This window comes from Paenibacillus chibensis (assembly GCF_004001045.1).
In the GTDB taxonomy this organism is placed as follows: domain Bacteria; phylum Bacillota; class Bacilli; order Paenibacillales; family Paenibacillaceae; genus Paenibacillus_AQ; species Paenibacillus_AQ chibensis.
Window position 1 is genome coordinate 131926 of the sequence record NZ_BIMK01000002.1, and the last position, 26499, is coordinate 158424.

Genomic DNA, 26499 nt, shown 5'->3' on the forward strand with positions numbered 1-26499 from the left:
TCTTAATTCCTCTTCAATCTTGAGTAACATGGAACATCAGACGACGGTCACTTCTTCCACATTTGCAGCCTGTTCCGGCTCCGCTGCGTTTGCCGATGCAGAAGCTGCGGATTCGGACGGTTCATCAAACCACCAGTGGTATCCGTCCCTGGCCAGCAGCGCAGCGGCCGCATCCGGCCCGTGAGATCCCGCCTCATACGGATAAAGCGGCACTTCATTTGCGGCAAAGGCTTCGAGAATCGGCTGAACCCACTGCCAGGACAGCTCAACCTCATCCCAATGCACGAAGAAGGTGGAGTCGCCGTCAAGCGCATCCTGGATCAGCGTTTCGTAAGCCTCCGGCGCTTCCGCCCGGTCCGGGTATATGTCGATGTGAACCGGCTTAAACTCTCCTTTGCGCTCAGGGTCTTTGGTATTCAGCTGGAGCGTGATGCCTTCGTTCGGACCGATCTCGATCACGAGCAGATTCGGAACATACGTATGATCCGCAGGAGCGCTCGAGCTGAGCGGTTCCTTAAATTCGATCACGATTCGGGTGCTTTTCGCCTTCAGGCGTTTCCCCGTCCGGATATAGATAGGAACGCCGCGCCAGTGATAATTATCGATATGTAGTCTGCCGGCGATAAACGTATCGTTCATCGAACCTGGCGCAATGCCGGGCTCCGAAGCATACCCTTGAACCGGTTTGCCCTGAACTTGTCCGGCCGCATATTGTCCACGCACGATTTGCTCGTGCACATCCGGGCGGTGCAGCGGATCCAGCGCCTCAAGAATCTGCTTTTTCTTCAGGCGGATGTCCTCCGCTGAGGCCATGTTATGCGGCGCATGGATCGTCAGCATCATCAGCAGCTGAAGCATGTGGTTCTGGAACATGTCGCGAACGGCTCCGGCTTGATCGTAATAACCGGCGCGTTCCTCTACACCGACGGTTTCATCCGCGGTAATCTGGACGTTGGCGATATTTTTGTTCGTCCACAGCGCCTGAAGGACCGGATTCGCTTCCTTTAGCGCCTCCAGCTGCTGCACCATCGATTTGCCGAGATAGTGGTCGATCCGGTAAATCTCTTCCTCGCGGAACGCCTGACTGAGCTGACTGTTGAGCTCCCGCGCGGAAGCGAGATCATGGCCGAAGGGCTTCTCGATGACGAGTCTTTTCCATCCCGATACGGTGCCAAGTCCGCTTTTCTCGATCTGGGATGCGATCATGCCGAAGAAATTCGGTGCCACGGACAGGTAGAACAATCGGTTGGCCTGGCCGTCGATTCCCCGCTCCCAGCCTTCCACCCGCTCCTTCAACCGGACAAAATCCCCGGTATGATCAATATTGAGAATGTTATAGCCGAACAGTTCCGCAAAAGCCTGCAGGGTGTCGTCCTCTTGGACCTCCAGCCGGTAAAAATCGCGCAGAGACTGCTTCACATGAGCCTGAAACGTCTCGTCGGTAAATTCCTTGCGTCCAAGTCCGATCACGGAAAAAGACTCCGGCAGCTGGTTATGGATATATAGATGATAGAGGGCAGGGTAGATTTTGCGCTTGGCCAAATCCCCGGTTGCTCCAAACAATACAAATGTTGTAGGGTTCATTCGATTTGCTCCTTCCTTCCGATTCGCGATGGCGGAAAAGAGTGGTTTTCCTCCCGCGAAACTCTGGTATCTACTTATGGATTTCACTATAATACAAATATGAGCCATGCATGTAATTAATATATTTTCGAGGAGCTATAGACTGCATCTATGACTAATAATTACGAACTATATAAAGTTTTCTATTGGGCCGCCAAAATGGGAAGTTTGACGCAGGCCGCCAAGGAGCTGTATCTGACCCAGCCGAGTGTCAGCCATGCGATCAAGCAGCTGGAGGAACGGCTTGGCATCACGCTATTTTACCGCAATGCCAAGGGTGTGGAGCTGACCCAGGAAGGCAAAGTGCTGTTCTCGTATATCGAGCAGTCGCAAATTCTCATTGCCTTGGCGGAAGAAAAAATGGTCGAACTGAAAAAGCTGGACAGCGGCGAACTGCGGATCGGCGGCAGCGATTCCTTGTTCAAGCATTACCTGCTCCCGTTCCTGGAGGAATTCCATACCCGCTATCCGGGCATCAAGCTCCATCTGCATCACGGCACGACGCCGGAAGTGATTACCTACCTCAAGGAAGGCCGGATCGATCTTGGCGTCGTACGGATGCCGCTCGTGGATTCGCTGCTGGAAGTGTCCGAGAGCATTCAGCTCCAGGATTGCTTTGTTGCCGGTGAGCATTACGCGCAGCTGAAGGGGCAGACCTTGACCATGGAACAGCTGATGGAGTATCCCGTGGTTCTATTCTCGCGAAATAGCCGGGTGCGGATGGCCATCACGGAGCTGTTCGAAAAATACGGTTACGAGCTGAAGCCGGATATCGAGGTGGGAAGCGTGGATCTGCTTATCGAATGTGCCCGCAGAGGTCTTGGTATTGCATTCGTCACGCGCGAATTCGTGTCCAAGGAGCTCAAGGAGGGTTCCCTTTTCGAAATTAAGCTGGATATCGACATCCCGCCTTCCAAGGTCGGTCTCATGATTATGCGCAACATGCCGATTTCCACCGCCGCCACGAAGTTCATCGAAATGGTTCATTGACCGAAAGTCCGACGTATCTTGAAACAGGTTTTGAAATCTAAAAAAGCTGTCCCCTCGTCTAGTCAGAATTAGACGGAGGACAGCTTTTGTTATTCACGGATAATCTCTTAGCGGAACCAGCGGAAATTCGGCGATTCTCAATTTGGCGCTGCCATAAGGAACGAGCTCCAGCGGTTCGAGCGGCGAACCGTTCACGTCCGGGTTCAGCGGCGGCGCGTCCGCATTGTTACCCGCCATCCGCCAATTCCGCACCAGCCGTCCTTTCGTCAGCAGCCGTACCGGAGCGTCCGCAGCCTTGAACGGCTGCGCCGGCATAACGGACAGCTTAACTTCAAAGCCAGCCCCTTCCTGCAGGCCATACTTCCATGGCGTGGCGGGATACACCTCCCAGTCATGAAACCGCTCGCGTTTGAGATGCAGCTGCCAGTTCTCGCCGACCGGAAGCGCGAACAGCAGAGGCCCCCTTTCAATGCTTGCCGCATGAGAACCCCTGGAATGCATTTGGGGTATCATCGGCAGATGGAGACGGATTTGATCCCCATCCCTCCATTCTCTCCGGATCGCGGCATACCCGCTCGTTGCCGTGATTTCCACTTCCTTACCGTTCACCTGAAGGACGGGGGCTGCGCACCACTGCGGAATGCGAAGCCTAATCGCAAAGGTCTCTGGACGCTCCATCTTCACTTCGATGGATATGGTATCCCGGAACGGATAATCCCCGCTCACGGTCAGCTCCGCCCTTACGCCTTCACCGACCCGGGCATTCACGCGGCAGGGGGCATAGGAAACGGCAGCAAGACCGCCGCTTCCGTCTCCCATCCACAGATGCGAGACAAACTTGGGCCAGCCTTGATGCATATTGGCCGTGCAGCAGCCGAAATTCGGCTCGAGCCCGAACAGGTTCGCATCGTCGCCGTTGCTCCAATCCCTCTCGGCAACATTGCACAGAATCTGATTGACCTGCTGATCGTACTGATGCGAGTTCCAATCCGCGGCAATCGCGGCTGGCAATGCGTTAAAGGCAGTCTTTTCCAGCATGTCTCCATAGGCGCCGTCACCGAAAATGCGAACAAGCTGCTCCATCGTGAACATGTATTCGACAACGGCGCACAGCTCAACCCCCTGGCTCGGATGCGTGCCTGACAGCCATTCATCCCCCGAGAAAAGCCCGTGCGCCTGCCCATGGTAGGTCATCAGGCTGCGGATGCCCCGCTGAACCGCTTCCCGATGCCGTGAATCTCCGGTTATTTCATAGAGGACGCCAGGCGTCTTGATACCCATCGCCACATTCACGACATGCGTTCGGTGATCCCATTGCTCCACTTTGCGCCAAAACGGAAAATCATACAGTATGCCGCTCCAATCCATAGTCTGGGACGCCACTTCCTCCGCGAGCTCAAGCAGGAATTCATCGCCGGTACGGCGATGCAGCCAGTGCAGGCTCAGGAGCATATCCGCTCCGCGCGCCTGCGCCCAATCCCGCAGCGGGTTGGCTTGAATATGCTCGCTGACGAAGCGGAAGAATCCGGTCATGAAAGGGATCACTCTGGCATCGCCGGTCGCCTCTTCATACTGCGTCATGACCTTAAGCATGATCATGTAATGCCACCAATCAAAACGCTTATCGATATCGTTATTGACGGTTACGATGCGTTCCGGCCCGAACAAGCCGTTCTCCTTCTGGCTGGCAAGCGCCCATTCGATCCAGCGTTCCGCTTTGGATATCAGGCGTTCATCCTCCAGCAGATAAGCGAGAGGAATCAGTCCGTCCAGATAATAGGGACCGCGCTCCCAGCTTTCGCCTTTTCCCCCGAGCCAGCCATTGTCCGGACCGACATCAGGCCAATGCTCCTCCAAATGCCCGGTCAAACCGTCCGCTTGGATCCGCAGCTGATCCTTCAGCCATGCGAGCGGTTTGATGCTGCCGAGCGGCAAGGCTTGGAATACGCTATGATGCATTGTCAAAAGGAACAACCCCCTTATATAGGCAAAAAATGGCTGACTTTAGATGATTTTACGGCTGCTATTATTCCTGCAGCACGTGAACCACACGGACAAATGAGATCCTTTTGGTTATCCGTTCATCTCGTTGACAACAGGCTTGATATCAAAAAAATCCTGCCTTAATCTTCAATCGCTGCCTTGCGGGAATTGATGCGGCGAATGACTTCAGGATCGAATTTTGGACGTCTGTCATAAGTGTACAGACCGTTCACTTCCTGCTCGACGTCATAGAGCTGGGTGTAGCAAAATCCGAACATCATCGGATGATCCAGCAGCGTGCTCGTGAGTCCCTCATAACGCGTAATAAACGCTTCTTCCGATGCCGGCCGGTCGCCGTAACCCCAAGCTTTGTCGTCCTTCTGGTCGGGATTCCACCATATGCCGCCATACTCGCTGATAAAATAAGGCTGCCCTCCGTAGGTCTGACGGTCCGGGAAGGTGTTATACACCTCGCCGCCGCTTTTCATCGCGTCGTATCTCGCCCGGAAGGTTTCCGGATTCTGATCATAGTCATGCAGATCGAAAATATCCGTTACGACATGAAAGTTGCCGCTGGTGTCAATCACCGGACGCGTCGGATCCATCCGTTTCGTCATTTCGTATACGATGCGCAGCACCTCGTTATTTTGCTTGGCGCCGTCCCGGTCCCAAGTCTCATTGAATGGGCACCAGCCGATAAGCGCAGGATGATTGTAGTCGCGCTCCATTCCCTCCATCCATTCCGGCAAGAACCGCGCCAGACTTTCCGTGGTGGTAATGTCCAGCCCCCAGTTCGCATGCTCTCCCCATACGAGGTACCCCAGCCGGTCAGCCCAATACAAAAACCGGGGTTCGAACATCTTCTCGTGCAGTCTTGCTCCGTTAAAGCCAAGCCCCAGCGAAATTTCGATATCCTTCCGGAGATCCTCGTCACTTGGAGCCGTATAGATGCCGTCCGGATAAAAGCCCTGATCCAGCACAAGACGCTGGAATACGGACTTTTCATTGATCCTGAACGCCATCCCGTCCAGCCGGACCGTCCGCAATCCGAAATATGAATCCACGGTGTCGCTTGCCTGATCCTGCTTGCTCAGGGTCAGCTTCAGATCATACAGCCGGCCATGCCCTGCTTCCCATAAATGCGTCTCCGACAACGGAACGGTCAATTGGACGGAGGGGCCTTGGATGAGCGCTTGGGCATCCCCAACGGGTTTTCCGTCATAGAAGGCAGAGGCTGTCAGCTTCGCTCCCGAGACGTTCCCGACTGTTTTCACCTCCAGATGCACGCATGCATTGCCAGGATCAGCCACTAATTTCATGTCCGAGAGATAGGCTTCAGGCACCTGCTCGAGCCATACGGTTTGCCAGATCCCCGTTGTCCGCGTGTAATCGCAGCCATGCGAGTAGAATCTTTCGCTTTGCTTTCCGCGCGGCTGACCGCCTGACCGGACGTCGTCCTCCGCGTAGACAGTTACCACGTTCGTGCCTGCCACAACATGCGCAGTTACGTCAAAGCTGAACGAGGAATAGCCTCCGCGATGCGTGCCGACGGACGTCCCGTTAACCCACACCTCGGTGTCGTAGTCCACGGCGCCGAAATGCAGCAGAACTCTTCCATTCATCCAAAGCTCCGGGACGGTAAATTCGCGTTTATACCATACGGCTGCCATAAAATCCTTGTACTCTACGCCGGACAGCTTGCTTTCCGGACAGAAGGGAACCGTGATCGTTCCCGAGAGGTCGTGCTCAGGCTGTTGATAGCCGCGCTGCTTTCCGCTTTTGCCATGATCGATTTCAAACTGCCATGATCCGTTCAGATTGATCCAGCTGTCGCGCACCCATTGGGGGCGCGGGTATTCGGGACGGGGTGTTGACACGCTGCTTCGTTCTTCCATCTGCGACTCGCTCCTTTAGTTAATCAAATGGTTAATTATTAATTTAATAATTCTCATGTAGATCTTAAAATAATCGGTATTTTTAGTCAATCATTTTCTTGTTTAGTTAATCATTTGGTTATACAATTAAACTATATCATTTTCATGCTAAGGTGGGTCCCGAAATGGAGATCAAGGTAAGCCAGGAAAATCTATCGTTATTTGTGGCTCTGGCCTCGGAAACCCGGATCCGGATGATTGAAATGCTCAGCAAGGAGAACCTCAACATCCGGGAGATGGCGCAGAGACTGAATATGTCATCCGCAATGATCACAAAGCACGTCCAGCAGCTGGAAGAAGCGGGTATCCTCCATACGGAGCACATCGCAGGCAAACGCGGAATGCAAAAGCAGTGCACGCTTCGTCTGGATCAGGCATCGCTCATCTTCAAACCGGATGAAGCCGGGGAAAGCGCCGAATCCGAGCTAGATGCGTATGACGTTAACATCCCTGTCGGTCAGTACTCCGCCTATCTGGTGAAGCCGACTTGCGGACTCGCCTCCGAAACCAAGCTGATCGGAATGCGCGACGACCCGAGGTATTTTGCGGAACCCGAGCATGTCAAAGCCCAGCATATCTGGTTCTCCAGCGGATATGTGGAGTACCGGATTCCGAATTATGTCTCCGGCAAAAGCAGTATCAGCGGCCTGCGGATCTCCTTGGAAATCGGCTCCGAAGCTCCGGGTTACGACGAGGATTGGGCGTCGGATATTACGTTCACGGTTAATGACGTTCCCGTATGCGTCTGGACTTCTCCGGGCGACTTCGGCAAAAACCGCGGAAAGCTTACCCCCTCGTGGTGGGAGCCCGGAAATACCCAGCACGGGCTGTTGAAGACGCTCTCGGTTACGTCATCCGGCACGTATATGGACGGTGTCCGTCTGTCCGACGTATCCATACAGGATATTCCGATCCTGCCAAGTGAAGAAATACGTTTTCGCATCCTCTCTCCGGAGGACGCAAGGAATGCCGGCGGTGTCAGCCTGTTCGGCCGACACTTCGGCAATTACGAGCAGGATATTCAGGTCAGGATCAGCTATTAGTCTCTGGCTGCAGCAAAAACGGTCATGAATTTATAACATGACCGTTCGGCTGTCTTCATGCCTGTACACGACGGTCGAAAAAAAGGAACCGCCCTAGGACCGTTCCTTCGAACTGACTATTCAGCGCGCCAGCATGCGCCACTCGAGCGGCGTCATGCCGACCGATTTAACGAATGAATCGTAAAATCGGCTGGGGAGGTGAAGCCGACCTCGGACGAGATCGTCTCGATCGCTTGATCGGTATGCTACGCTCACCAAGGCGTGTAAGTTAGGAATCACTTGTCAGCGGCAGCATGATGTCGAATGTCGTTCCCTTCGAGAGAGCGCTGTCGATGCTGATTTCACCTTTATGGTCGCCGATGATTTTGTAGCACATCATGAGCCCGAGGCCCGTCCCTTTTTCCTTCGTCGTATAAAAGGGCTCCCCCAGCCGCGGAAACTGCTTCTCGCTGATCCCCTCGCCCTGATCAATGAAACGAATCCGTACGCTTCCTTGGAGGACGCTGGCTTGAATCCGAATATCCCCTCCGCGGGGCATCGCCTCGATGGCGTTCTTCAGAATGTTTACGAATACTTGCTTGATCTCCATTTCCGAGCAGACCACCTGTGGAAAATCGTCGTCCGCTTCCGTGGCGATGTTGATATTGTTCAGCGCCGCCTGAGCCTCCAGCAGTGTAACCACACTCTGCAAAATCCGGACGAGATCATTTTTCTGAGCATTAGATTGATAAGGCTTGGCTATAACCAAAAACTCATTGACGATGCTGTTGATCCGATCGATTTTGGAGAGCATAATGTCGTAATATTCGCCCTTCTCCGCTCTTCCGGACTGCATGATCTGCAAAAATCCGCGCAGCGAAGTGAGCGGGTTGCGGATTTCGTGCGCCAAGCCCGCCGCCAGTTGGCCTACAGCGTTCAGCTTGTCCGCCTTCCGGTAGAAATCCTCCAATTTTTTGCGCTCGGAAATGTCCCGGGTAATGACGGTCAAAGCAATGATGTTTTCCTCCGCGTCCTGAATGGGAGCCAGCGTAAGAAAAACATGAATGTTTTCACCGTCTTTGCGCGGACGGATCGTCTCTAAATGGATCACTTTTTTGTTCGCATTCAGATGATTGTAAATTTCATCGATCCGGTTTTCCAAGTGGGCCGGAAACATGGGGGCCGGTCTGCCGATGAGCTCGGCATTCTTCCAGCCGTAGATGTTCTCAAACGCCTCGTTGATGCGTATGACACCGCCAGACGTGTCCATGATGCAAATGCCGTCCACGGAGCTCTCGAACAAGGATTCCAGCAGCTCCTTCGTTTCCGTCAGCTCTTTTTCGCTGACCTTGCGTTCCGTAATATCGACGCAGGAAGCGATCACCTCAACGACTTTCCCATGGCGCTTGACGGGACGGAGCGACGCGAGATAGGACACGCCGAGCAGCTCGCCCTCATAGCTCACGTCCTCCTTCCCCTCCCAGGCCTGGCTGTAATACTCCTCTTTGGCAGCCGCAAAATCCTCCCTCAAGAACTCCTTCAGCTCTCGCCCGACCACTTGCTGGGGCGTCAAGCCGATTTTGCCAAGCAGCTGGCCTGTGCAGAAAGTATGTATGAACCTGCCTTCAATCTTTTTAAATTTAAACGTCATGCCCTGCTGCTCCAGAAGCATTTCCATCAGTTCTTCCTGAGAATATTCCACGAGGCCGAACGTCGGTTTCCCCATATGCCCACACTCCCACGACGAATATATAGAAAGCATTTCACATTCATTCGACGAAACGATGCGGGCCTCCTTCCTTGAAGTCAGGCAGGCTTTCAATAATCGATATCAGCGCCGGCCCATTCACCCGTCGCTATCAGAAGGATTCGGCTTCGGTTTCCATATGTTCCGGTACTCTAAAAAAGGGACAGGCTCGGGAGCCTGCCCCTCTCTTCCTCTTCCAGCATGGACGCGAATCAGACGAGCGAATAAATGACCACTCTGGATACCTGTTTCTCCCAGGAGTCGCTGCCCGATAATTCAATCTTCAAATACTTCGTTCCTGCAGGCAGCTGCTGCACGGGCGTATACGTCTTCTGATACCATTTGCTGCCCGTGTAAACGCCCGGCGTGCTCGTATGCGCCACCTGCGTCCAGTTCTGGTTATCCGGCGAAGCATAAAAAGCCACGCCGTCCCACACGCTGAATTGATATAAATCCGCTTTGAACCGGGTCATGTTCGCAACGTTGTATACAAAGCTCTCGGTCGTTCCCGCGCTCCGCTTGACGCGGGACGTATCACCGTTAAAATAACCGCTGTTTGTCGTGTCCATACTCAGCCCGCCGGTATGGGAGAACGTCTTGGACCAGTCGCCTAAGTCGTCCGTCATGGCCTGCTCCTGGGGAACCGCCGAACCGTTCTCACCGACGTAAGTGACCACGCTTTTCGGCGGAATCGCCGTCTGGAACTTGCCTCCCGCCAGCGGGATATCGGGTCCGGCGGCAAGGTTCAAATCGCCGTTAGTCGTGTAAGGAGTCAATTTCCCTGCCGAAAACCCGCTCGGCACCAGATTCACCTGCGCGGTGGCATCGTTGTCGTTCACCGCCAAGATCGCAAACTTGCCGCTGGCCGGATCCTTATAAGCGGAGGTATATACGCCCGATTGCGGGCTGTCCGTTGCGCCGATGCGAACGTAACCCGGCTTGATGAATTTGCTGAAATTGCCGAAGGCATAATACCGTTTCGTCAGCTGGAACGTGCTCGTGGCCTTGTCGACATTGATCAGGCCTTCGTCGTTATTGCCGGGAATGGCGCCGGTCCAGTACATCCATGCGTTGACACCCGCTTTGGTCATGAAGGCATGCGTCTGCTTGGCGAATTTGAGCGCGGAGCCCATCCCCGGATCATAGGAGTCCACCTTGGACACTTCGGTCATCCATACCTTTTTGCCCTTGGAGACCGCGGTCGAAAACGGAGTCGTCGGGAGCTCCGTATTGATCACCGGAACGGGGTAGTTATGGCCGGCTACGATATCGAGCCTTTCTGCCGCAGCCGGATCGTTCAGCGAATCCTTGATCAAATCCTCCGACCACCACGACGATTCGCCCGCGATCACTTTGGTATTTTGGACACCTTCGTTAATCATCGCCTGCTTCAAATGGTCCTTCAGAAAAACTTCGAAGTTGGTCGAATTCCACTCGCTCGAATCCCAGGACAGGAAAGTCATCGAGTTGGGTTCGTTGGCAATGGACACCGCGTACAGATCGAGTCCGAACTGCTGCTTGTACGCTTTGATGAATTTGGACATCAGGAGGGCGTAATCGCCATAGTTCTCCTGCTTCAGGTAACCGCCGCTCGTCGTAGAGTTGTTCGTTTTCATCCAGGCCGGCGGGCTCCAGGTGCTCGCGATCAGCTTATCGACGCCGCGGGCCTTGGCCTGCTGCATGACCCAGACTTGATCGGGTCTTGCACTGAAATCATATTGTCCCGGAGCCGGGTTGAACTGAGGGAACAGCGCTCCGCGGAAAATGGATATGCCGATGCCGGTATCCGGCTTGAACAGCAGGTCCATGACCTGGCTGCGTGCCGGCTCCTGCAGATCGTAGATGGCATCGGACCATCCGGCTTGCGAGACACCGAATCCGTCGATGTCCTGCTTCACGTCGTTCCAGTTGACCGTGACGTCCGCTGCCGCATGTGCGGTAAGCGGTACCGCGACCGCCGCCGTCAATAGGGTGCATAGGGCAGCGCTCATCAGCTTTTTGACCATTTTTCTTCCCACGACAAAACCACCTTTGCTTGAAGATGATGTAACACCCGGGAACCAAGGTACGACTTGTGACGATTCGGCAAAATGCTTCGGCCATCCCCCCTTATCCGTGCACCTCTGCATGCTTACGCGACGATTATATAAAGCCACCGGAAAGCAGGCTACCACTTTAGTGACTTTTTGATCCTACGTTGATGACTGATTTCGATATGAGCTGCTAAGAACGTTGTAAAAGGACTCCGCATCCCGTTGCAACCACAATAAAGCCCGCGTCCCCAGGACGCGGGCCAATCGATGAAGCTTAGGTGTCACCCCGAACTTCCTCTCGCTATGAGCAGCTTATGATATTTTACATCCGCATTCCGCTAATCATTCTAATTCAGAAACTCTCCCTGGTTGACTGAACCCAGAATGCTGGCTGCCGTCCGCAAAGAGTTATTGCCTGCCAGACCGGTCACAATGCTGTCAATCTGGTCGTATACCTCGCGGGGATGCTTGATCGACTCCAGCACTTTGATGGGCGTATCGACATCGGCAACGTTCAAATGAATCGAACCGCAACCGAATACCCGCTGCCAAAACGGCAAAACGATACTCTTATCCAGCACTTTATAAAAATCCAACTCGTCTTCGACCAGGTTAAAGAACCCTCTTCTCGTGACCAGCCGCTTCTCATAAACAAAATATTTCGTAAAAGAAATCGGCAGACCGAAAATGGTGCATTTTCTCCCTGACCAGACTAATGCGCCCCGCGTTGCAGATCCTCCTTGATTCGACATTCATCCTGCCTCCCATATGGTACATATGCATATTTCAATTACTATTACGCAAATGATCCGGTTATGTTTCAGAGCGTGGGCGAAACGAACAATGCATTTCCGTTTGCAAGCAGATAAAAAATGCCTTGAATTCACTTTTTTTGAGAATCATAGAATGATTTTGCGCTTCAACACGCTTTCCAGCAAAGACCACCCTTCCATGCATTCGGGCGTCGTCAGCAAGGGCTCGAAGCCGAAGTTCAGATACATGTTGATCGCTTGGTAACTCGTCGTCTGCGTCGTCAAATAAGCGCGTGGATGATACCCGGCCAGGACCTGAAGCGCTTCCCCGAGCAAAGGCTTGGCCAGTTTCTGTCCCTGGTATTCCGGCCGGATGGCCACCCAATGAATTCTCCCGATCTTCTCTTCGCCCTGAATCGCACCGTACCACGCCGTCGTCGTTCCAATCGCTTCGCCGTTCCCGTTCTCGATAAACAAGCAGCGCGATTCCATTTCATGTGTATGGGAGCCGAATTCTTTGTTAAAATGCTCCAATGCTGCGCTCGCATCCGCAAACTCGCCTACACTTGCTTCAATCTCTGCCCAGATCTTTTCGTCTCCCGGTTGATAGTTTCTCACACGAAATGGGGAAGGAAACGTGTACTGCGGAATGTTGCCAAGATCCGGACGAATCATCGTTAACGGAATTCGCTTCATACGAATCTCTCCTTTCGGCTGCGTTTGGCCAGGTATAAGCTGTAGCCATTTCCGCCGCTATGATTTCACTGCACCCGCGGCCGCATAGATGAACCGCTCTCCTCGGGCCATGACATGAATCGGCAAAGAAGGAAAATGATCGTACACATAGTCCACAAAGTACCCCGGGCGCTCGGCATTGCCTGCAAACAGGTCATAGTGCATGGGAACGGTCATTTTGAAGCCGGCGCCATTCGCCAGCTCCGCAGCCTCCCGGTAGTTCATGTTTCCCACGATGCCTCGTTCACCGCGATAGAAGTCGCGCCCGTTGATCGGAAGGAGCCCCAGATCCACCTCTTCCTCGCGGAGTCTGGCCTGCAGGCCTTCGTAAATGAGGGTATCCCCTGCATGGTACAGAGTCACTCCATTCAAACGGATGATATAACCGACGTATTCATGAAATCCGTCCCGGTCGATGGATAGCTCTTCATGGGCCGCGGCGATCGGCTTAATGACTTCCTGTCCGCTGTATTCCTTGCCGGTATCCGCGATGTGTAACCGGTCTGCTCTCATGCCCCGTCCCAGCATCGTTTCCCTGCAGCATGCCGGTGCGAAAAACAGGGTCTCCCGCGCTTGTTCCGCCATGGCCTGAATGGTGTCGGGATCCAGATGGTCTACATGATCATGCGTAATGAGACAGTAATCGGCGTTCGTGATGTCTTCCGGCCTGACAGCCGAAGGATAAGCTCGGCGAAGACCGTGCCGGCTTTCGACCAACGCATCCTCTATCGTGAACGGATCGATATATATCGTCGTGGATCCGCCCTTCACAATGAAGCTTGCCTGACCCAGGCACCAAAGCGCTACCATGCCGTACGGCACGTTGGTTTCATCGATGTCCTGAATCAACGCGTTTCTAGCCTCGTTCGCTGCCTCTTTATTCCTCATCAATGGACTTGCCTCCTTCTCGTTGCTTCCTCCATCCAAGCAGGAGGATGATCCCTTTGAACGAATCATGTTCCAGAATGCTCTTCGAGAAAGGCGGGCTTATTTCCTTCTGCCGATCGCATGTTTTTGCCGCGGCGGATCAAAGAAGCGCCGCAAGCATGATTAGCTCGCGGCGCTGTTCGTGATAGCGGGGCAAACATCCTCCCCTACGGCTGCCAGTCGACGGTTACCGTCGCCGTGCCGCTTGCGGGAGTCGTAAACGAGTGGTTGGAGCCCCCCTCCCACGTGACGGCAGATCCGTTTTTCTTCATGAATTTGAACTGAATCGCCGTGCCAGCCGGCACGCTTACATCGTAATACCATGTCGGATAAGATTTAATGACGGCATTGAACATCGGGCCGATGGCGCTTGCCGGCGCCCAGTTGCCCAGCTCGTTGACGCTGCCCGCCAAATAGACGTTCTCGCCAAGCGCTGTCGTGGCATTGTTCACGATAAAACGTACGCTGACTTGTTCGCCCGTCAGTACGTTAAAGTTGCTGATCGTGTTGCTGTCGACCGCCCCGGATGTACGAACCTTGACCCCATATCGGCCAGCGGCAACGCTTGGCACGATCGCTTTAATCTCCGTATCCTCCCACGACACGATGTTCGCGCCGCTTACAGCCGTCGTACCGAAGTAAACGGTTCCGGCCGTGCTGCCGAAGCCTGTACCGTCGATCGTAACCGTCGTACCCGGCTTTTCCATCAGCGGACCGACATGGCCGATCACCGGAGCCGTTGCCGCCTTCGTGTAAGACCAGACGCCTACGCCGCCGGCTTGCAGTGTGAAGGTGTTGACTGCGCCGCTGCTGCCTACGGTAATGGAATTGCCGCTGAGCGAATTCGCCAGAACGTCCGTGTACGTTCCACTTGGCAGGGACGTATTGAGTCCCGCAATCGAGTAAGAGCTGGTCAGGTTTTTATTAATGGCCACCACTGCCACGTTATTACCGAATTTGCGCTCATATATGTAGACGTCGTTGTTGATCCAACGCTGCTGCGTCGTACCATAGGCAATCGCAGGGTTCGACTTGCGCAGCGGGGCAAGCTTGCTGATCACATTATAGGCGGTCGTCGACGTGGAGAACGAGGACATTTTCGCCCGGTTGTTCGGATCGCCGTTACCTGTCATGTATTGCTCCGTGCCATAGTAGATTGCGGGGACGCCGCGGGAAGTCAGCGTCAGCGCCAATGCCTGCTCCAGCTTGCGGCCATTCGCGCCGGACACCTGGAAACGGTCCATATCATGGTTGTCCAGGAACGTGACCTGATCATTCACTGAATAATAATCCGCCGCCGTCGATGACAGCATGGAATCCAGGCCGTACATCGTATCCGACCCATCGCGGAAGACTTGGCGCACCTTCTGGCTGAAACGGAAATCGAGCAGGCTCATGCCGCTTTCATTCGCAAAATACGTGTTGTTGGCATCGGTTTCGTTCGTGCCGAGGAACCATTCGCCGAACGTGAAGACCGGCTTGTAACTGTAAATGGACGACATCCAGTTCTTTTGCCAGCCAAACGGCATATGCTTCACTGCATCCACGCGGATACCGTCGATGCCCATATCGAGCCACAAGCGGATCGCGTTCTTGAAATACGTATCGATCGTGCTGTTGTTATGGTTGAGGTCGGCGAGATCGTACAGATTTTTATAAATGCCGTTCTCGAGCGTAGAGAAATCCGTGCCGCCGTTATGATGGAAATAACCATTCGTATCGCCCGTATAACCGCCGAGCAGCGTGCCGTTGTCATACAGCTTGCCGTTCTCGCCGAAGGAAGCGTTCGTCTCCATCGCCGGGGACGTGTGGTTCGGCGCGAAGTCGATGACGACTTTAATATTGCGGCTGTGTGCTGCTGAAATCAGATTGGCGAAATCCGTCATGCTGCCAAATGCGGGATTCGTCTTCTTGAAATCGCGTGCCCAATAGCCGTGATAAGCCGTATTGTTCACGCCTGAGTAGTTGATGACGGAATATATATTTTCGACGGGCTGCGAAATCCACAATGCCGTAATGCCCATGCCCGTAAAATAACCGTCGTTGATTTTGTTCATGATGCCCTGCCAGTCGCCGCCGCAATACAGCTTCAGGTTCGTGCTGCAGGTGGCATCATAAGCGGAGCCTGCCGGATTGTTCGCCGTATTCCCGTCCACGAAACGGTCCGTTACGATCTGGTAAATGACGTCTGTGCTAAAATTCTGCTTATTGCTGACGGACGTGGCCGGCGCTGCTTCCGCAGGCGCGACACTTCCAAAGGCTATGGCAGCCAGTAAAGCGATCAAAGCCGGAATGTTCAACCATTTCTTGTTCATCAGTACCCTCCGATATTTTTTCATTTGTGAATCAAACAGTCGTCCAAGCAAGAACGAGCAATCAAATGATAGCGATTTCATAAAACTGCTGGTTTGCGTTCTCCTTTTCTTCACACCCCCTAGTCCAAGCTTGGGGAAAACACAAACAACCCCGGCTTCTCCACAGGAGATACCGGGGTTGTTTCAAACCGAATATGTCGGCTTAAAAAGCATAGCCCTCAAGTTGGCATTGTCTTCCACTCGTATTTTAAACGCAACTTATTTTCGTTGTCAACCATCGAATTGACTTGTATAACGGCTGGGGAAAGGGAATGATTCATGCGGGGTGACCCCAACTTTCATTGAAAGTTCTAATCGTTATTTCCCTGTTTGAGCTAATCTATTCAGCAGAACCGTTACAGCCTCCGCTCTGGTCGCTTGATCTTGCGGTGCAAACCGGTTATTGCTTTTCCCTTGCATCAGACCTGCTTCCTGCGCATATAGGACGCCGCCTTTCGCCCAAGCCGCAATATCCTTGTCGTCCGCAAAGCGGGTGGCAGCATGGCCTTCGGTTGCCATCCCCGAAGCTTTAGCAAGCATGACGGCCATCTCTGCACGTGTAATCGGATCATTCGGATGGAAAGCGCCGTCTTGGTATCCTGTAACAATACCTGCTTGTACCGCCTGCGCGACTGCCGTCCTTGCCCATGCATCGATTGTCGCATCGTCCGTGAAAGACAGCGTTCCTGCTTCACGCTGCGGCTTCAACGCATTCATCAGCATCACGGCGAATTCTGCGCGCGTTACCGTCGCATTAGGCTTAAACGTTCCATCGGTATACCCTTTGACGATGCCGCTGGCGATCGCTCTTTGAATATTGGCTTCAGCCCAATGTCCGGCGATGTCGTTGACGTTGACGTTGATGGTCGTCGTTTGCTGAGTGGCGAGAACCGCAAACTTGGTGAAATGATTGACATCGACCGTAATTTTATTTCCGACGACTTTACCTCCGACTTTCACCCAATTCTTATTCGCTTCATCGTAATAGAAGACCGCGGCTTCCTGCTGATCTTGGATGAACGATGGGTCGAAAGCGAAGGTTAACGTAATCGGAGAATTGAAGTTTTCCGCAAAATTTTTCTCAAGCTCATACACCGGGCTGGCAAGAATCTCGCTATTTTTCAACAGATTGAGCGTATCCTGCACTTTTTTAATGATTAATTGCAGATCTTTCACCGTAGCGTTTGCCGGGATGGAGATTGTAATCCCGTTCCCGAGGCTAACCTCGCCTACTCGGCCTGCAGGAAGGGTTAGCTGACCATTATTCGAAGTAACGGGCGCATTGTTCGGCTTCGGCGAACCACCGCCGTTTGCTGACGGGGTACCGCCGCCCGTTGAAGGGGTTTCTGATGGTGTCTGTGCCGGACCAAGCAGCGAGACGGTATACGTTACCTGCGTCATCCCGTCTTCTGCTGTAACAAGGACTTTTTTGCCCGTATTCAACGTTTGTGCAACATGAGTCCCGTCCGCATCATAAACTTCAAAGACTGCATGCGCTGCCGGCGTAATCGCGGCTTTGAACACCGCAAGTGCCGTGCCATACGGGATGTCTTTAATCGTTTCCTGGCTTGTCCCGCCTGTACTCACTTTTCCAATGGCCGACGTCAATGTTGCTAATGTACTCACATGAACCTTCAAGGAGACCGCATCGGAGACACTGTCATAGAACGTATCATCGGGAGTGCTCGCCGATCCCCAGCCCTGAAGTTGTAAACGATGCCTTGCCATTGGACAAAGAAGCCTGGCCAATCTGCTCGTCCCCGTCCCGGAAAACAACGGAGCCTGTCGCTGTACCGCGATCAGCACTGCTTACCTCTGCCGTCAAGATGATCGGACCACCATGCATCGTTTCCGGGCTGCTGCTCGTCAAGCGGGTCATTGAGCTGTTCAGATCGACTATTTGTATATTGGCAGTTCCGCTGTCTGCGTGAAGATCATCGCCACGATAGACAGCGCTGATCAAATTCATCCCGGCAGGAAGAGAAGAGACAGCACGAAGAGTGGCATTCCCCTCATCATCCACAATAGCTGAGCCCAGAGGCTTCATCTCACCGTACATGAAGTCCACGGTTCCTGTAATAGAGTCCCCTGCAGAAGAGGTTACCGCTGCAACGAAATCGATAGGATCCCCCTTCAGCGAAGGATTGTGGCTTGAACTCAAATTGATGAACGACGGCATACGGCTTACGGTGTGATTCAGAACGGGCGATGTGCTCGCGGCGTGATTATTGTCTCCAGAGTAAACAGCCGTAATCGAGTGCCCGCCGATCCCCAGATCGGAAGTTGTAAAGCTGGCGGTAACCGGGGTACTCAGGAATTCACTCTTGCTCAACGTAATCGTTTTGTTCCCTTGGCCCCAGAAGATGATGTTGTCAGCATCCGTCGTAATCTGCCATAAATAACGGGCTCCCCCTTTCGCCCATTGCTTAACCATGTTACCGGACGCATCGTAAGCGACGATCAGCATGGACTCGGAATTGTCCGAGGCACTGTACGCCCAATAGGTGTATTGTCCCCATTGAATAATGGGGCAAGGAGCTTGAGCCGTGCCATTGGGACCAGGTATACAACCATTTTTATAACCGGGAGGAATTTCCGCTGTTGTCGTTGCAATCTTAATCTCGGGTTCGGTTGCGGATAATGCAACGGTTGCAAGAATCTGATCCCCATCCATGAAGGTAGCTGTCCCGGTAGGAGATGTTCCATCGATTGCCGGATCGGCTACAGTCGCAGTGAAGGTAACGTCCTTCCCATAGGTCGAAGATGGAGAGCTTGCCGAAATCTCCGGTATCGTCACACCCTGTGCAAGAGCCGTGCCCGTCCCGGCATCCATCAGTGTAGGTACCGCCACAGTACCTACCGTGTTCGTACTTCAATTGAATTGGCGTAAAGGTTCGGAGGCAAGCCGTCTGAAATCGAACTCCGATGCCTCCTCATCTTGATCGAGCAGATCCCGAACAATCTCATAATAAGACCTGGCGTCGTCTTCCCTGTTCATCAGGAGTAATAGCGAGATCATTTTGGCATGAAGCCGCCCGCTCAAGGGATTCAGCTCCGCCCATTTGCGCATCGGATTCAGCGCCATATCGTAACGCTGCTGCCGCACGTAAACATGAACGATGGCTTCAAGCAGCTCCAGGTAACCCAGCTCGAGTTCGGCTTGCCGCGGCGTCGCCCATACGTATCCGCTTCCCGATAAATAGCCCTCTCCGTATAATTGGACGGCCTTCAGCGCGTGCGTCAATGACGATTTACGCTTAAATAACCGCATTTCCTCCTCATAGGAATCGACATCAGCGAACGATGTCCGCCAATGCAGGCTGTAACTGCCGCCCGCCGTTTTCGTCTGTGAAATCAGATCGGATAACCCCCAAGCCTCCAGATCCTTGCGAAGCTGATAAATCGTCGTGTATAAGTTGGCTTGCGTCCGCTGCTCGTCCTGCCCGTGCCAAATGACTTCTATGATTTGCGCTTTGCTGACCGGTTTCCCGCGATGATGGTGGAGATACGCCAGAAGCTCTTTGGACTTGGAATTACGAAAACGGATCATGTCGCCATTCTCCGTCAGAACGTTGAAGGGACCGAAGCGTTGAACTGCAATTCCCCGTACTGGCTGATCTGCAGCCTCATCCCCGCTGCCTGTGCGCTTCACGAATCTTCGAATCGTGCGATCCAGGTCATTCTGCAGGATGGGCTTCAATAGAAAATCGATCGCCTCCACATCAAAGGCATCCTTGGCGAACTCCTCGTAGGCTGTCAAAAACGCGATATGAATCTCCGGCCTGCATTCGCGAAGCCGTCGTGCCAGCTCCAGACCGTGCATCGCAGGCATCTCCATATCGACCAAGGCAAGATCGATTCGATCGGGCTCCGTTAACATATATTCCAAGCAAGCCGTCGACTTATCGAACAAGCCGGCCACGTGAACTTGCGGGAATTGTTCCAACAGCTTTTCAACCCTGCGAAGCGCCGGCTGCTCGTCGTCGACCGCGATGATCCGAATCATGAGCTCCCCTCCTTTATTGTGTCTTTAGGGATGCGTATAGTGACTTTCGTGCCACCCTCTACACCCGAACCGATCTCAACGCCTGTTCCGAACAGCTTTACCAATCGGAGATGGATGTTGCGCAGCCCTATGCCCCCTTTCGGCTCTTCTTCTTTGGAAAGCAGGGTCCGAGCCCCATCGGGCATGCCTATGCCATCGTCCTCAACAGTTAGAAGCATGAAGCCGGAATCTTCTCTTACCGATATCGTCACCGTGCCGCCGTTTTCTTTTGTCGTAATGCCATGCCGTACCGCATTCTCGACAAGCGGCTGCAGCATTAACGGCGGAAGCATGCCATCAGCCTCTTCGTCCACCTCGTATCGGATTCGAAGCCGTTCACCGAACCGGGCCTGCTCGATCCGGAGATAAGCTTCGGTTAGTTCCAATTCACGCTGTAAAGAAACCAGTCTCTCCTTGCTCTTGAAATCGAAGCTGCCCCGTAAATACCGTCCGAGGTTCAGCAGCAGATCCTGCGTCATCTGCGGGTCTTCCAGCGAGAAGGTAACGATCGTATTCAGGGCGTTATAGAGAAAATGAGGCTTGATTTGTGCTTGCAAAAATGCGAGCTCCGAACGGACCGCGTCTTCAGCGGAGCGTTTCATCTGCAATAGCGTTCGGGTGCGCGCCCGCAATTCGTAAGGCTGGAAGGGCTTGGTCAAGTAATCGTTGGCTCCAGCCTCGAACCCGATCATGACGTCCGACGGATCATTGCGTACGGTCGTCAGTAAAACGGGCAGCTCGCTGAGTGAATACGTCTTGCGAATTTGCCTGCACGTTTCAAAGCCGGATTGCCCGGGCATCATGACGTCAAGAATGACCAATCCGATTTTGCTTCCGAACCGCTCCAGCATATCGAGCGCCTCTTTTCCGCTGGACACCGCAATGAATTCAAAGGGCTCGTCCGCCAATACCGCTTGAAGCACCCTTAAATTTACCGGATCGTCATCGACGGCAAGAATGGCGTGCTCCCGTTCCACTCCTGCTCCATCATTCGGCACGGCGGCTGCCGTGACCGCGATCTCGCGCAAGCCGGACGACATGATCGAAGCAGCTTGAGATTGCTCGATCGAACGCGATTCCGCCTTCCGGTCAAAGGGATTCCCGCTCACCGGAAGCGAGACGGTAAAGACGGAACCTCGACCCAATTGCGATGTTACCGAAATCCGGCCACCGTGCAGCTCGACCAATCTTTTGGTAATGCCAAGACCTAAACCCGCACCGCCATATTCTCTCGCCACGGAAGTACCCACTTGCTCGAACGATTCGAAAATGGCATCAAGCTTATCCTCCTCGATGCCGATCCCCGTATCGGCGACCGCCATATGCAGCATCCCGCCTTCAGCCCAAGCCGAAACCGCAACCTCGCCTTCAGGGGTAAATTTGATCGCGTTCCCGATCAAGTTATACACCATTTGCAGCAGACGGCTCTCATCGGCATACACACGGGGGAGCGCCTCCGGCCAATCAAAACGCAAAGCGACAGGCTTGTCCCCGATATAGTGAAGAAATACGTCCCGCTGCGACGACACGACGGCGCGAATATCGACAGCACCGAGCTCCAATTGGATGCCGCTGTTTTTGAGGCGCGACAAATCGAGAATATCGTTAATCAAATTGGACAAGCGGCGGGCAACAGCAACGACGACTTCCAGTTGTTCCCGTTGACGTTCGTTTAAAGGTCCCGACCTCTCTTCGGTCAATGCAAGCGAAAGATTCATGATGCCGTGCAGCGGCGTCTTCAGTTCGTGTGAGGTATTGGCAAGAAATTCGTCCTTCATCCGATTTGAAGCCAGCAATTGCTCCGACATATCGCCGATCACGCGGTAGGCGTTCGTAAACCGGCGCGCAAGCTCCAATGCTTCGATAAACACAAGAAGAATGAATCCATAAGGAACGAGCTGAATATCGCTCCAGATGACCTGATCTACACTGTATAAAATATCATGGAGAGCCGCCCCGATGAAGATGAGCCAACCGATTAGCTGGAGCACCGCTCCTCCCCGTCCCCGCCAAAAGGCGAGCACGATACCAAACAAAATATACGCCAAGCTTACGATTGAGACATATTTGTATCCTTCCATGAAGCGCGTATACCACTCGGTCGGCAAAAGCAAAACGGTGCCGATAAAACCACAGCCTATAACGGCTAGCGATTTCGTGACCGCCGTGTGATACTCCTTGGGATAAAGCTCCTTCGCGAATAATAACGCAGCGGTTACGCCGCCGTAGAAGGTCAAATACTCCAAGAAGATCAGTGCGCGAATATCTATATGAGGATATAACCGGACGATATACATCTCCCCGACCGCACCAATCCGAATGGCCCCGAGAAGGCAGCAGATGCCAAAATACAAGGTCGAGCGATCCGACCGGCGCATCGCGTACAACGCGATCTGATACAAACCGAGTAATGTGCAGCCACCGAAAACGGATATTTCCACAATATCCGTACGTTGCTTTAAGAACAGCATCGAATGCTCGGTACCCAGCGTCAAGCCAAACCAAATACCGCCCTCAGGATATAATTCATTCGCAATCTGAATATAAAGGTCGAACGTTCCCCCGGGGGGATCGAATGAAATGGTTTGAGGCAAATAAGCCGCTTGTACGCTTGCCCGTTCGGACGACACGACGCCGGTTTCTGCGATTAACCGATCATCAACAAACAGGCGGTAAGCGGGAGATATTGCGGGGATTCGCAGCGCTAACGTACCATCGTCTCCTGATGTACGTATGGTCAGACGGTACGTTGCATAGCCTCGCCCCGGCAGCCCGTTCTTTTCCCACTCGCCGGGTACTTCTGCGAATATCGGCTTGGTGGCATCCGCCCGGGCCATTTCCGGTTTCGTTAGTAACTCCTTCCAGTAGAGAGACCAACGACCGTTGATCTGAACAGGACCCTCATCCTTCAAACTCCAGTGGGTCAAATCAAGTATTCCATCCACTGCGCGAGGATTCTTTTTGGCAGAAACAGGGTCCGTCATAGGTATAAACAAAGCCCCCGCTATGAGGAACAGACCTACCAGGACGGCAAGCTTTTTACGCCAGCCTTGAGACATTGAAATTCCGTCACCGCCTTTAAGCAATCGCATATTCAGTTCCCATTGTAGCATAGTCTCTCGTTTTCTCGGGGGTTCATTAAATCAATGATTGACAATTCAAACGGTTTGAGGTTACATTTTAATAGCAGCTTAATTGATAATGATTATCATAATCAATAACTACATATTCAAGAAGGAGATTACAAGAAATGAAGAAATGGTTGTTGCCTCTTATGATGGTGATCGTTCTGGTATTAAGCGCTTGCGGTAATAAGGCGAACAATAACACCGATGCTCCGGCAAGCGCAGGCGGCTCAGCAAGTCAAAGCGCAAACGGTTCTGCGGAAGACAGCGGTTCCGGTACCATTACCTATCAATCGGAGAGTGGTCCGATCGAAGTTCCCGCGCATCCGCAGCGCGTTGTCGTCCTCTCCGGATATGCGGGCAATCTGCTGGCGCTCGGCATTCCCCTCGTCGGCGTCGATTCATGGACCAAAGCCGATCCTAATTTCCAGGATCAATTGAAGGACGTCGCCGAAGTATCCGACGAGAACGTGGAGAGCATTCTGAACGTTAAGCCGGACTTGATCATCGCCATGACGGACATTAAAAATGCGGATAAACTGAAGCAGATCGCGCCGCTCGTTACTTACACCTACAACAAGGTTGATTATCTGACACAGATTCTGGAGATTGGCAAAGCGGTGAATCAGGAACAGAAAGCCGCGGACTGGATCGCCGATTTCAAGAAACGTGCCCAAAAGGCAGGCGAAGAGATCAAAGCCAAGATCGGCGCTGACAGTACCATCTCCATTATCGAGGGAGATTCCAAATCGCTGTACACCTTCGGTGACGCCTGGGGACGCGGCACGGAGATCGTCTATCAGGCTATGGGCTTGAAGATGCCGGACAAAGTCAAAGAAATGACGGCCAAAGAAGGCTATTACAATTTGTCTCTGGAAATCCTACCGCAATACATGGGGGACTACGTCATCTATAGTAAAGACCCGGCGGCCGATGCCTCCTTCCAGCAGACGTCGACTTACAAGAATATCCCGGCCGTCAAGAATAATCATGTCTATGAAGTAGACGCCAATACGTTCTATTTTAACGACGCCCTGTCTCTCGACTATCAGCTTGATTTCATCACCAAGTCGTTGCTGGGAAACTAACCGCAAGCTCAACAATTAAATGAATGGAAACGATATGCCAGAGAAAAGAAGGAGCGCTCTTTGCGTTCCTTTTTCTGCAGATAAAGAAGGAACGGATGATCACGATGATAATGAAGTCTCGACTTAAACCGTCAAGCTCGATTGCGCTCAAGATACTCGTTAGCTTTGTCATACTCGTCGTTATGTTCGCCCTGGCCGTCATGCTAGGCGCTAAGAATGTCTCTCTAGCCGATATATGGAGCGCCATAAGCAATCCGCATGCGACGGGTGAGGATATCTCCGTCATTCGCGAGCTCCGGCTTCCCCGTGAAGTGGGCGGCGTGCTGGTCGGCTCGGCGCTAGCCGTTGCCGGGGCAATCATGCAGGGTCTGACCCGTAACCCACTTGCCGACCCGGGATTGCTAGGCGTAACTGCGGGCGCCAACGCTGCGCTGGCCGCTGCTTTCGCGTTCTTTCCCGCCGCCAGCTATTTCGGCACGATGGTGGCTTGTTTTATTGGAGCTGCATTCAGCGTGATGCTGGTATTCGGCGTAACCGCCCTGCGGAGACGAAATCTATCGCCCCTGCGGATGGTGCTGGCTGGATCAGCCGTTTCGGCACTTCTCGCGGCCGTAGCCGACGCCATTAGCATCCATTATAAAATTGCCAAGAACGTCTCGATGTGGACCGCCGGCGGGCTCATCGGAACCACCTGGGGGCAGATCGCGACGATCGCTCCGGTCATCGTAATCTGCCTCATCGCTTCCGTTCTGCTGTCCCGGCAGTTGACGATCCTCAGCATGAATGAAGAAACCGCGGTCGGACTCGGACTTCGAACGACTCAGGTCCGAATTGCGCTATACGCCCTGATTACGCTCCTGGCAGGCGCAGCCGTCGCTCTCGTCGGCAATCTGGCGTTTATCGGCCTCATGATACCGCATCTCGTGCGCGTCTTCGCCGGAACCCAGTACCGTACCGTTCTGCCGTTGTCCGCGATTGCGGGCGGCACTTTTATGGTGTTCGCCGACACGCTTGGCCGGATGATTAACGTCCCGTACGAAACGCCGGTCGCTTCTATCGTGGCGATTCTGGGTCTGCCTTTCTTCCTGTTTATTGTCCGCAAAGGGGTGCGCTCGTTCTCATGACAAAACTACAGCTTTTTAGTCGACAGCAAGTCGTTGTTGCGGGCCTGATCCTTCTGATTCTGGTCACCGCCTTGATCGGCTTGGGGATCGGCTCGTTCCCCGTTTCGTATGACAGGCTGATTCCGACGATTACGGGCCATGGAACGTTCGAAGACCGTTTCGTGCTGTTCTCCGTTCGACTGCCCCGGATGCTGATTACGCTGTTGTCGGGCATGGCGCTTGCGTTGTCCGGCGCTATTCTGCAGGGGATTACCCGCAATGAACTGGCCGATCCGGGCATCGTCGGCATTAATGCGGGCGCGGGAGTCGGCGTTACCGTCTTCTTTCTGTTCGCCCCGATTAAAGTCGGTTCGTTCGTATACGCGATTCCGCTTATGGCCTTTGCCGGAGGTCTCGGTACCGCCATTCTGATTTATGCGTTTTCTTACGCACGCGGCAAAGGCCTCCAACCGATCCGGCTCATCCTTACCGGAGCCGGGTTATCCTTGGCGCTCTCCGGAATCATGGTCGTGCTCATGTCTTCGGTTGACCGGACCAAGGTGGATTTCATCTCCAAGTGGCTGGCCGGAAACGTATGGGGAACGGATTGGCCGTTTGTCCTTGCCTTGCTACCCTGGCTGGTCATCCTGATTCCCTATGCGCTGTACAAATCCAGGGCTCTGAATTTGCTGGCGTTAAACGAACCGACGGCCATCGGGGCCGGCGTAGCGATCCACAGGGACCGGATCCTGCTGATGCTCGCGGCGGTCGCACTGGCAGCTTCGGCTGTCTCGGTTACCGGAGGCATCGCATTCATCGGCTTGATGGCGCCCCATATTGCCAGAGCGCTGGTTGGTCCCGGACATCAGCGGATGGTGCCGGTGTCCCTTCTGATCGGCGGTTGGCTGCTGCTGCTGGCCGACACGATCGGCCGGAACGTATGGGAGCCGGAAGGCATCGCGGCCGGGATTGTCGTTGCTTTTATCGGCGCCCCTTATTTCCTTTATCTTTTATTATTTAAAGACGAATAAGCTGTCA

19 protein-coding genes are annotated in these 26499 nt (G+C 53.5%); 5 read left to right on the plus strand and 14 right to left on the minus strand.

The window, feature by feature from the left end; all coding sequences use genetic code 11:
* Positions 1–36: 36 nt before the first annotated feature.
* A complete protein-coding gene (zwf, locus tag PCH05_RS02110) occupies positions 37–1584 on the minus strand; it encodes a glucose-6-phosphate dehydrogenase (RefSeq protein ID WP_127600179.1) in 1548 nt (515 codons plus the stop codon).
* Positions 1585–1734: 150 nt separating this feature from the next.
* Between zwf and PCH05_RS02115 the strand changes: the two genes are divergently transcribed.
* The gene (locus PCH05_RS02115; RefSeq protein ID WP_127600181.1) at positions 1735–2613 is read left to right on the plus strand and encodes a LysR family transcriptional regulator; all 879 of its coding nucleotides are present in this window, start codon (positions 1735–1737) and stop codon (positions 2611–2613) included.
* 93 nt (positions 2614–2706) lie between these two features.
* On the opposite strand, the gene PCH05_RS02120 is transcribed toward PCH05_RS02115, so the two are convergent.
* Together PCH05_RS02120 and PCH05_RS02125 are read right to left on the minus strand one after the other, a co-directional pair.
* The gene (locus PCH05_RS02120) at positions 2707–4572 is read right to left on the minus strand and encodes a beta-L-arabinofuranosidase domain-containing protein (protein WP_127600306.1); all 1866 of its coding nucleotides are present in this window, start codon (positions 4570–4572) and stop codon (positions 2707–2709) included.
* Between the two features lie 164 nt (positions 4573–4736).
* A complete protein-coding gene (locus PCH05_RS02125) occupies positions 4737–6491 on the minus strand; it encodes a glycoside hydrolase family 2 protein (RefSeq protein ID WP_127600183.1) in 1755 nt (584 codons plus the stop codon).
* Positions 6492–6655: 164 nt separating this feature from the next.
* Here PCH05_RS02125 and PCH05_RS02130 point away from each other — a divergent pair, with 164 nt between their 5' ends.
* Positions 6656–7573, plus strand: coding sequence for an ArsR/SmtB family transcription factor (locus tag PCH05_RS02130; protein ID WP_127600185.1), 918 nt, complete (start codon positions 6656–6658; stop codon positions 7571–7573).
* 120 nt (positions 7574–7693) lie between these two features.
* Here PCH05_RS02130 and PCH05_RS02135 read toward each other — a convergent pair whose 3' ends face one another.
* The 11 genes from PCH05_RS02135 to PCH05_RS02185 all read right to left on the minus strand — a co-directional run bounded on the left by PCH05_RS02135 (position 7694) and on the right by PCH05_RS02185 (position 23204).
* Positions 7694–7852 (minus strand): hypothetical protein, encoded by a 159-nt coding sequence (locus PCH05_RS02135; protein WP_246049327.1) that lies wholly within the window; start codon positions 7850–7852, stop codon positions 7694–7696.
* A complete protein-coding gene (locus PCH05_RS02140; protein ID WP_164766511.1) occupies positions 7842–9278 on the minus strand; it encodes a PAS domain S-box protein in 1437 nt (478 codons plus the stop codon). The genes PCH05_RS02135 and PCH05_RS02140 overlap by 11 nt, the downstream gene beginning before the upstream one ends.
* A 233-nt stretch (positions 9279–9511) precedes the next feature.
* The gene (locus tag PCH05_RS02145; RefSeq protein WP_164766512.1) at positions 9512–11317 is read right to left on the minus strand and encodes a glycoside hydrolase family 30 protein; all 1806 of its coding nucleotides are present in this window, start codon (positions 11315–11317) and stop codon (positions 9512–9514) included.
* 362 nt (positions 11318–11679) lie between these two features.
* Positions 11680–12084 carry a PH domain-containing protein gene (locus PCH05_RS02150; protein WP_127600191.1) on the minus strand — a complete coding sequence of 135 codons (405 nt, stop codon included), beginning with the start codon at positions 12082–12084 and terminating at the stop codon, positions 11680–11682.
* 147 nt (positions 12085–12231) lie between these two features.
* A complete protein-coding gene (locus PCH05_RS02155; RefSeq protein WP_127600193.1) occupies positions 12232–12780 on the minus strand; it encodes a GNAT family N-acetyltransferase in 549 nt (182 codons plus the stop codon).
* Positions 12781–12837: 57 nt separating this feature from the next.
* Positions 12838–13707, minus strand: a complete 870-nt coding sequence (locus PCH05_RS02160) for an MBL fold metallo-hydrolase (protein WP_127600195.1) — start codon at positions 13705–13707, stop codon at positions 12838–12840.
* A gap of 206 nt (positions 13708–13913) precedes the next feature.
* The gene (locus PCH05_RS02165; RefSeq protein ID WP_127600197.1) at positions 13914–16061 is read right to left on the minus strand and encodes an alpha-amylase family glycosyl hydrolase; all 2148 of its coding nucleotides are present in this window, start codon (positions 16059–16061) and stop codon (positions 13914–13916) included.
* Between the two features lie 357 nt (positions 16062–16418).
* The gene (locus PCH05_RS02170; protein WP_127600199.1) at positions 16419–17828 is read right to left on the minus strand and encodes an S-layer homology domain-containing protein; all 1410 of its coding nucleotides are present in this window, start codon (positions 17826–17828) and stop codon (positions 16419–16421) included.
* Positions 17773–18951 (minus strand): Ig-like domain-containing protein, encoded by a 1179-nt coding sequence (locus PCH05_RS02175; RefSeq protein WP_127600201.1) that lies wholly within the window; start codon positions 18949–18951, stop codon positions 17773–17775. The genes PCH05_RS02170 and PCH05_RS02175 overlap by 56 nt, the downstream gene beginning before the upstream one ends.
* A 21-nt stretch (positions 18952–18972) precedes the next feature.
* On the minus strand, positions 18973–20106 hold the full coding sequence (locus PCH05_RS02180) for a response regulator (protein WP_127600203.1): 1134 nt from the start codon (positions 20104–20106) through the stop codon (positions 18973–18975).
* A complete protein-coding gene (locus PCH05_RS02185; protein ID WP_164766513.1) occupies positions 20103–23204 on the minus strand; it encodes a hybrid sensor histidine kinase/response regulator in 3102 nt (1033 codons plus the stop codon). Before PCH05_RS02185 ends, PCH05_RS02180 begins: the two co-directional genes overlap by 4 nt.
* 191 nt (positions 23205–23395) lie before the next feature.
* Between PCH05_RS02185 and PCH05_RS02190 the strand changes: the two genes are divergently transcribed.
* The 3 genes from PCH05_RS02190 to PCH05_RS02200 all read left to right on the plus strand — a co-directional run bounded on the left by PCH05_RS02190 (position 23396) and on the right by PCH05_RS02200 (position 26492).
* Positions 23396–24358: an iron-hydroxamate ABC transporter substrate-binding protein gene (locus PCH05_RS02190; protein WP_127600207.1), complete on the plus strand. Its 963-nt coding sequence runs from the start codon at positions 23396–23398 to the stop codon at positions 24356–24358.
* A 110-nt stretch (positions 24359–24468) separates the two neighbouring features.
* Entirely contained in the window at positions 24469–25482 is a 1014-nt protein-coding gene (locus tag PCH05_RS02195) for a FecCD family ABC transporter permease (RefSeq protein ID WP_127600209.1), read from the plus strand.
* Entirely contained in the window at positions 25479–26492 is a 1014-nt protein-coding gene (locus PCH05_RS02200) for a FecCD family ABC transporter permease (RefSeq protein ID WP_127600211.1), read from the plus strand. Before PCH05_RS02195 ends, PCH05_RS02200 begins: the two co-directional genes overlap by 4 nt.
* Positions 26493–26499 lie beyond the last annotated feature (7 nt).

Excerpts from the sequence above, each read along its gene's own strand:
- zwf (WP_127600179.1), bottom strand. The coding sequence starts at position 1,584 with ATGAACCCTACAACATTTGTATTGTTTGGAGCAACCGGGGATTTGGCC.
- PCH05_RS02115 (WP_127600181.1), top strand. The coding sequence starts at position 1,735 with ATGACTAATAATTACGAACTATATAAAGTTTTCTATTGGGCCGCCAAA.
- PCH05_RS02120 (WP_127600306.1), bottom strand. The coding sequence starts at position 4,572 with ATGCATCATAGCGTATTCCAAGCCTTGCCGCTCGGCAGCATCAAACCG.
- PCH05_RS02125 (WP_127600183.1), bottom strand. The coding sequence starts at position 6,491 with ATGGAAGAACGAAGCAGCGTGTCAACACCCCGTCCCGAATACCCGCGC.
- PCH05_RS02130 (WP_127600185.1), top strand. The coding sequence starts at position 6,656 with ATGGAGATCAAGGTAAGCCAGGAAAATCTATCGTTATTTGTGGCTCTG.
- PCH05_RS02140 (WP_164766511.1), bottom strand. The coding sequence starts at position 9,278 with ATGGGGAAACCGACGTTCGGCCTCGTGGAATATTCTCAGGAAGAACTG.
- PCH05_RS02150 (WP_127600191.1), bottom strand. The coding sequence starts at position 12,084 with ATGTCGAATCAAGGAGGATCTGCAACGCGGGGCGCATTAGTCTGGTCA.
- PCH05_RS02155 (WP_127600193.1), bottom strand. The coding sequence starts at position 12,780 with ATGAAGCGAATTCCGTTAACGATGATTCGTCCGGATCTTGGCAACATT.
- PCH05_RS02160 (WP_127600195.1), bottom strand. The coding sequence starts at position 13,707 with ATGAGGAATAAAGAGGCAGCGAACGAGGCTAGAAACGCGTTGATTCAG.
- PCH05_RS02165 (WP_127600197.1), bottom strand. The coding sequence starts at position 16,061 with ATGAACAAGAAATGGTTGAACATTCCGGCTTTGATCGCTTTACTGGCT.
- PCH05_RS02170 (WP_127600199.1), bottom strand. The coding sequence starts at position 17,828 with ATGGCAAGGCATCGTTTACAACTTCAGGGCTGGGGATCGGCGAGCACT.
- PCH05_RS02180 (WP_127600203.1), bottom strand. The coding sequence starts at position 20,106 with ATGATTCGGATCATCGCGGTCGACGACGAGCAGCCGGCGCTTCGCAGG.
- PCH05_RS02185 (WP_164766513.1), bottom strand. The coding sequence starts at position 23,204 with ATGTCTCAAGGCTGGCGTAAAAAGCTTGCCGTCCTGGTAGGTCTGTTC.
- PCH05_RS02190 (WP_127600207.1), top strand. The coding sequence starts at position 23,396 with ATGAAGAAATGGTTGTTGCCTCTTATGATGGTGATCGTTCTGGTATTA.
- PCH05_RS02195 (WP_127600209.1), top strand. The coding sequence starts at position 24,469 with ATGAAGTCTCGACTTAAACCGTCAAGCTCGATTGCGCTCAAGATACTC.
- PCH05_RS02200 (WP_127600211.1), top strand. The coding sequence starts at position 25,479 with ATGACAAAACTACAGCTTTTTAGTCGACAGCAAGTCGTTGTTGCGGGC.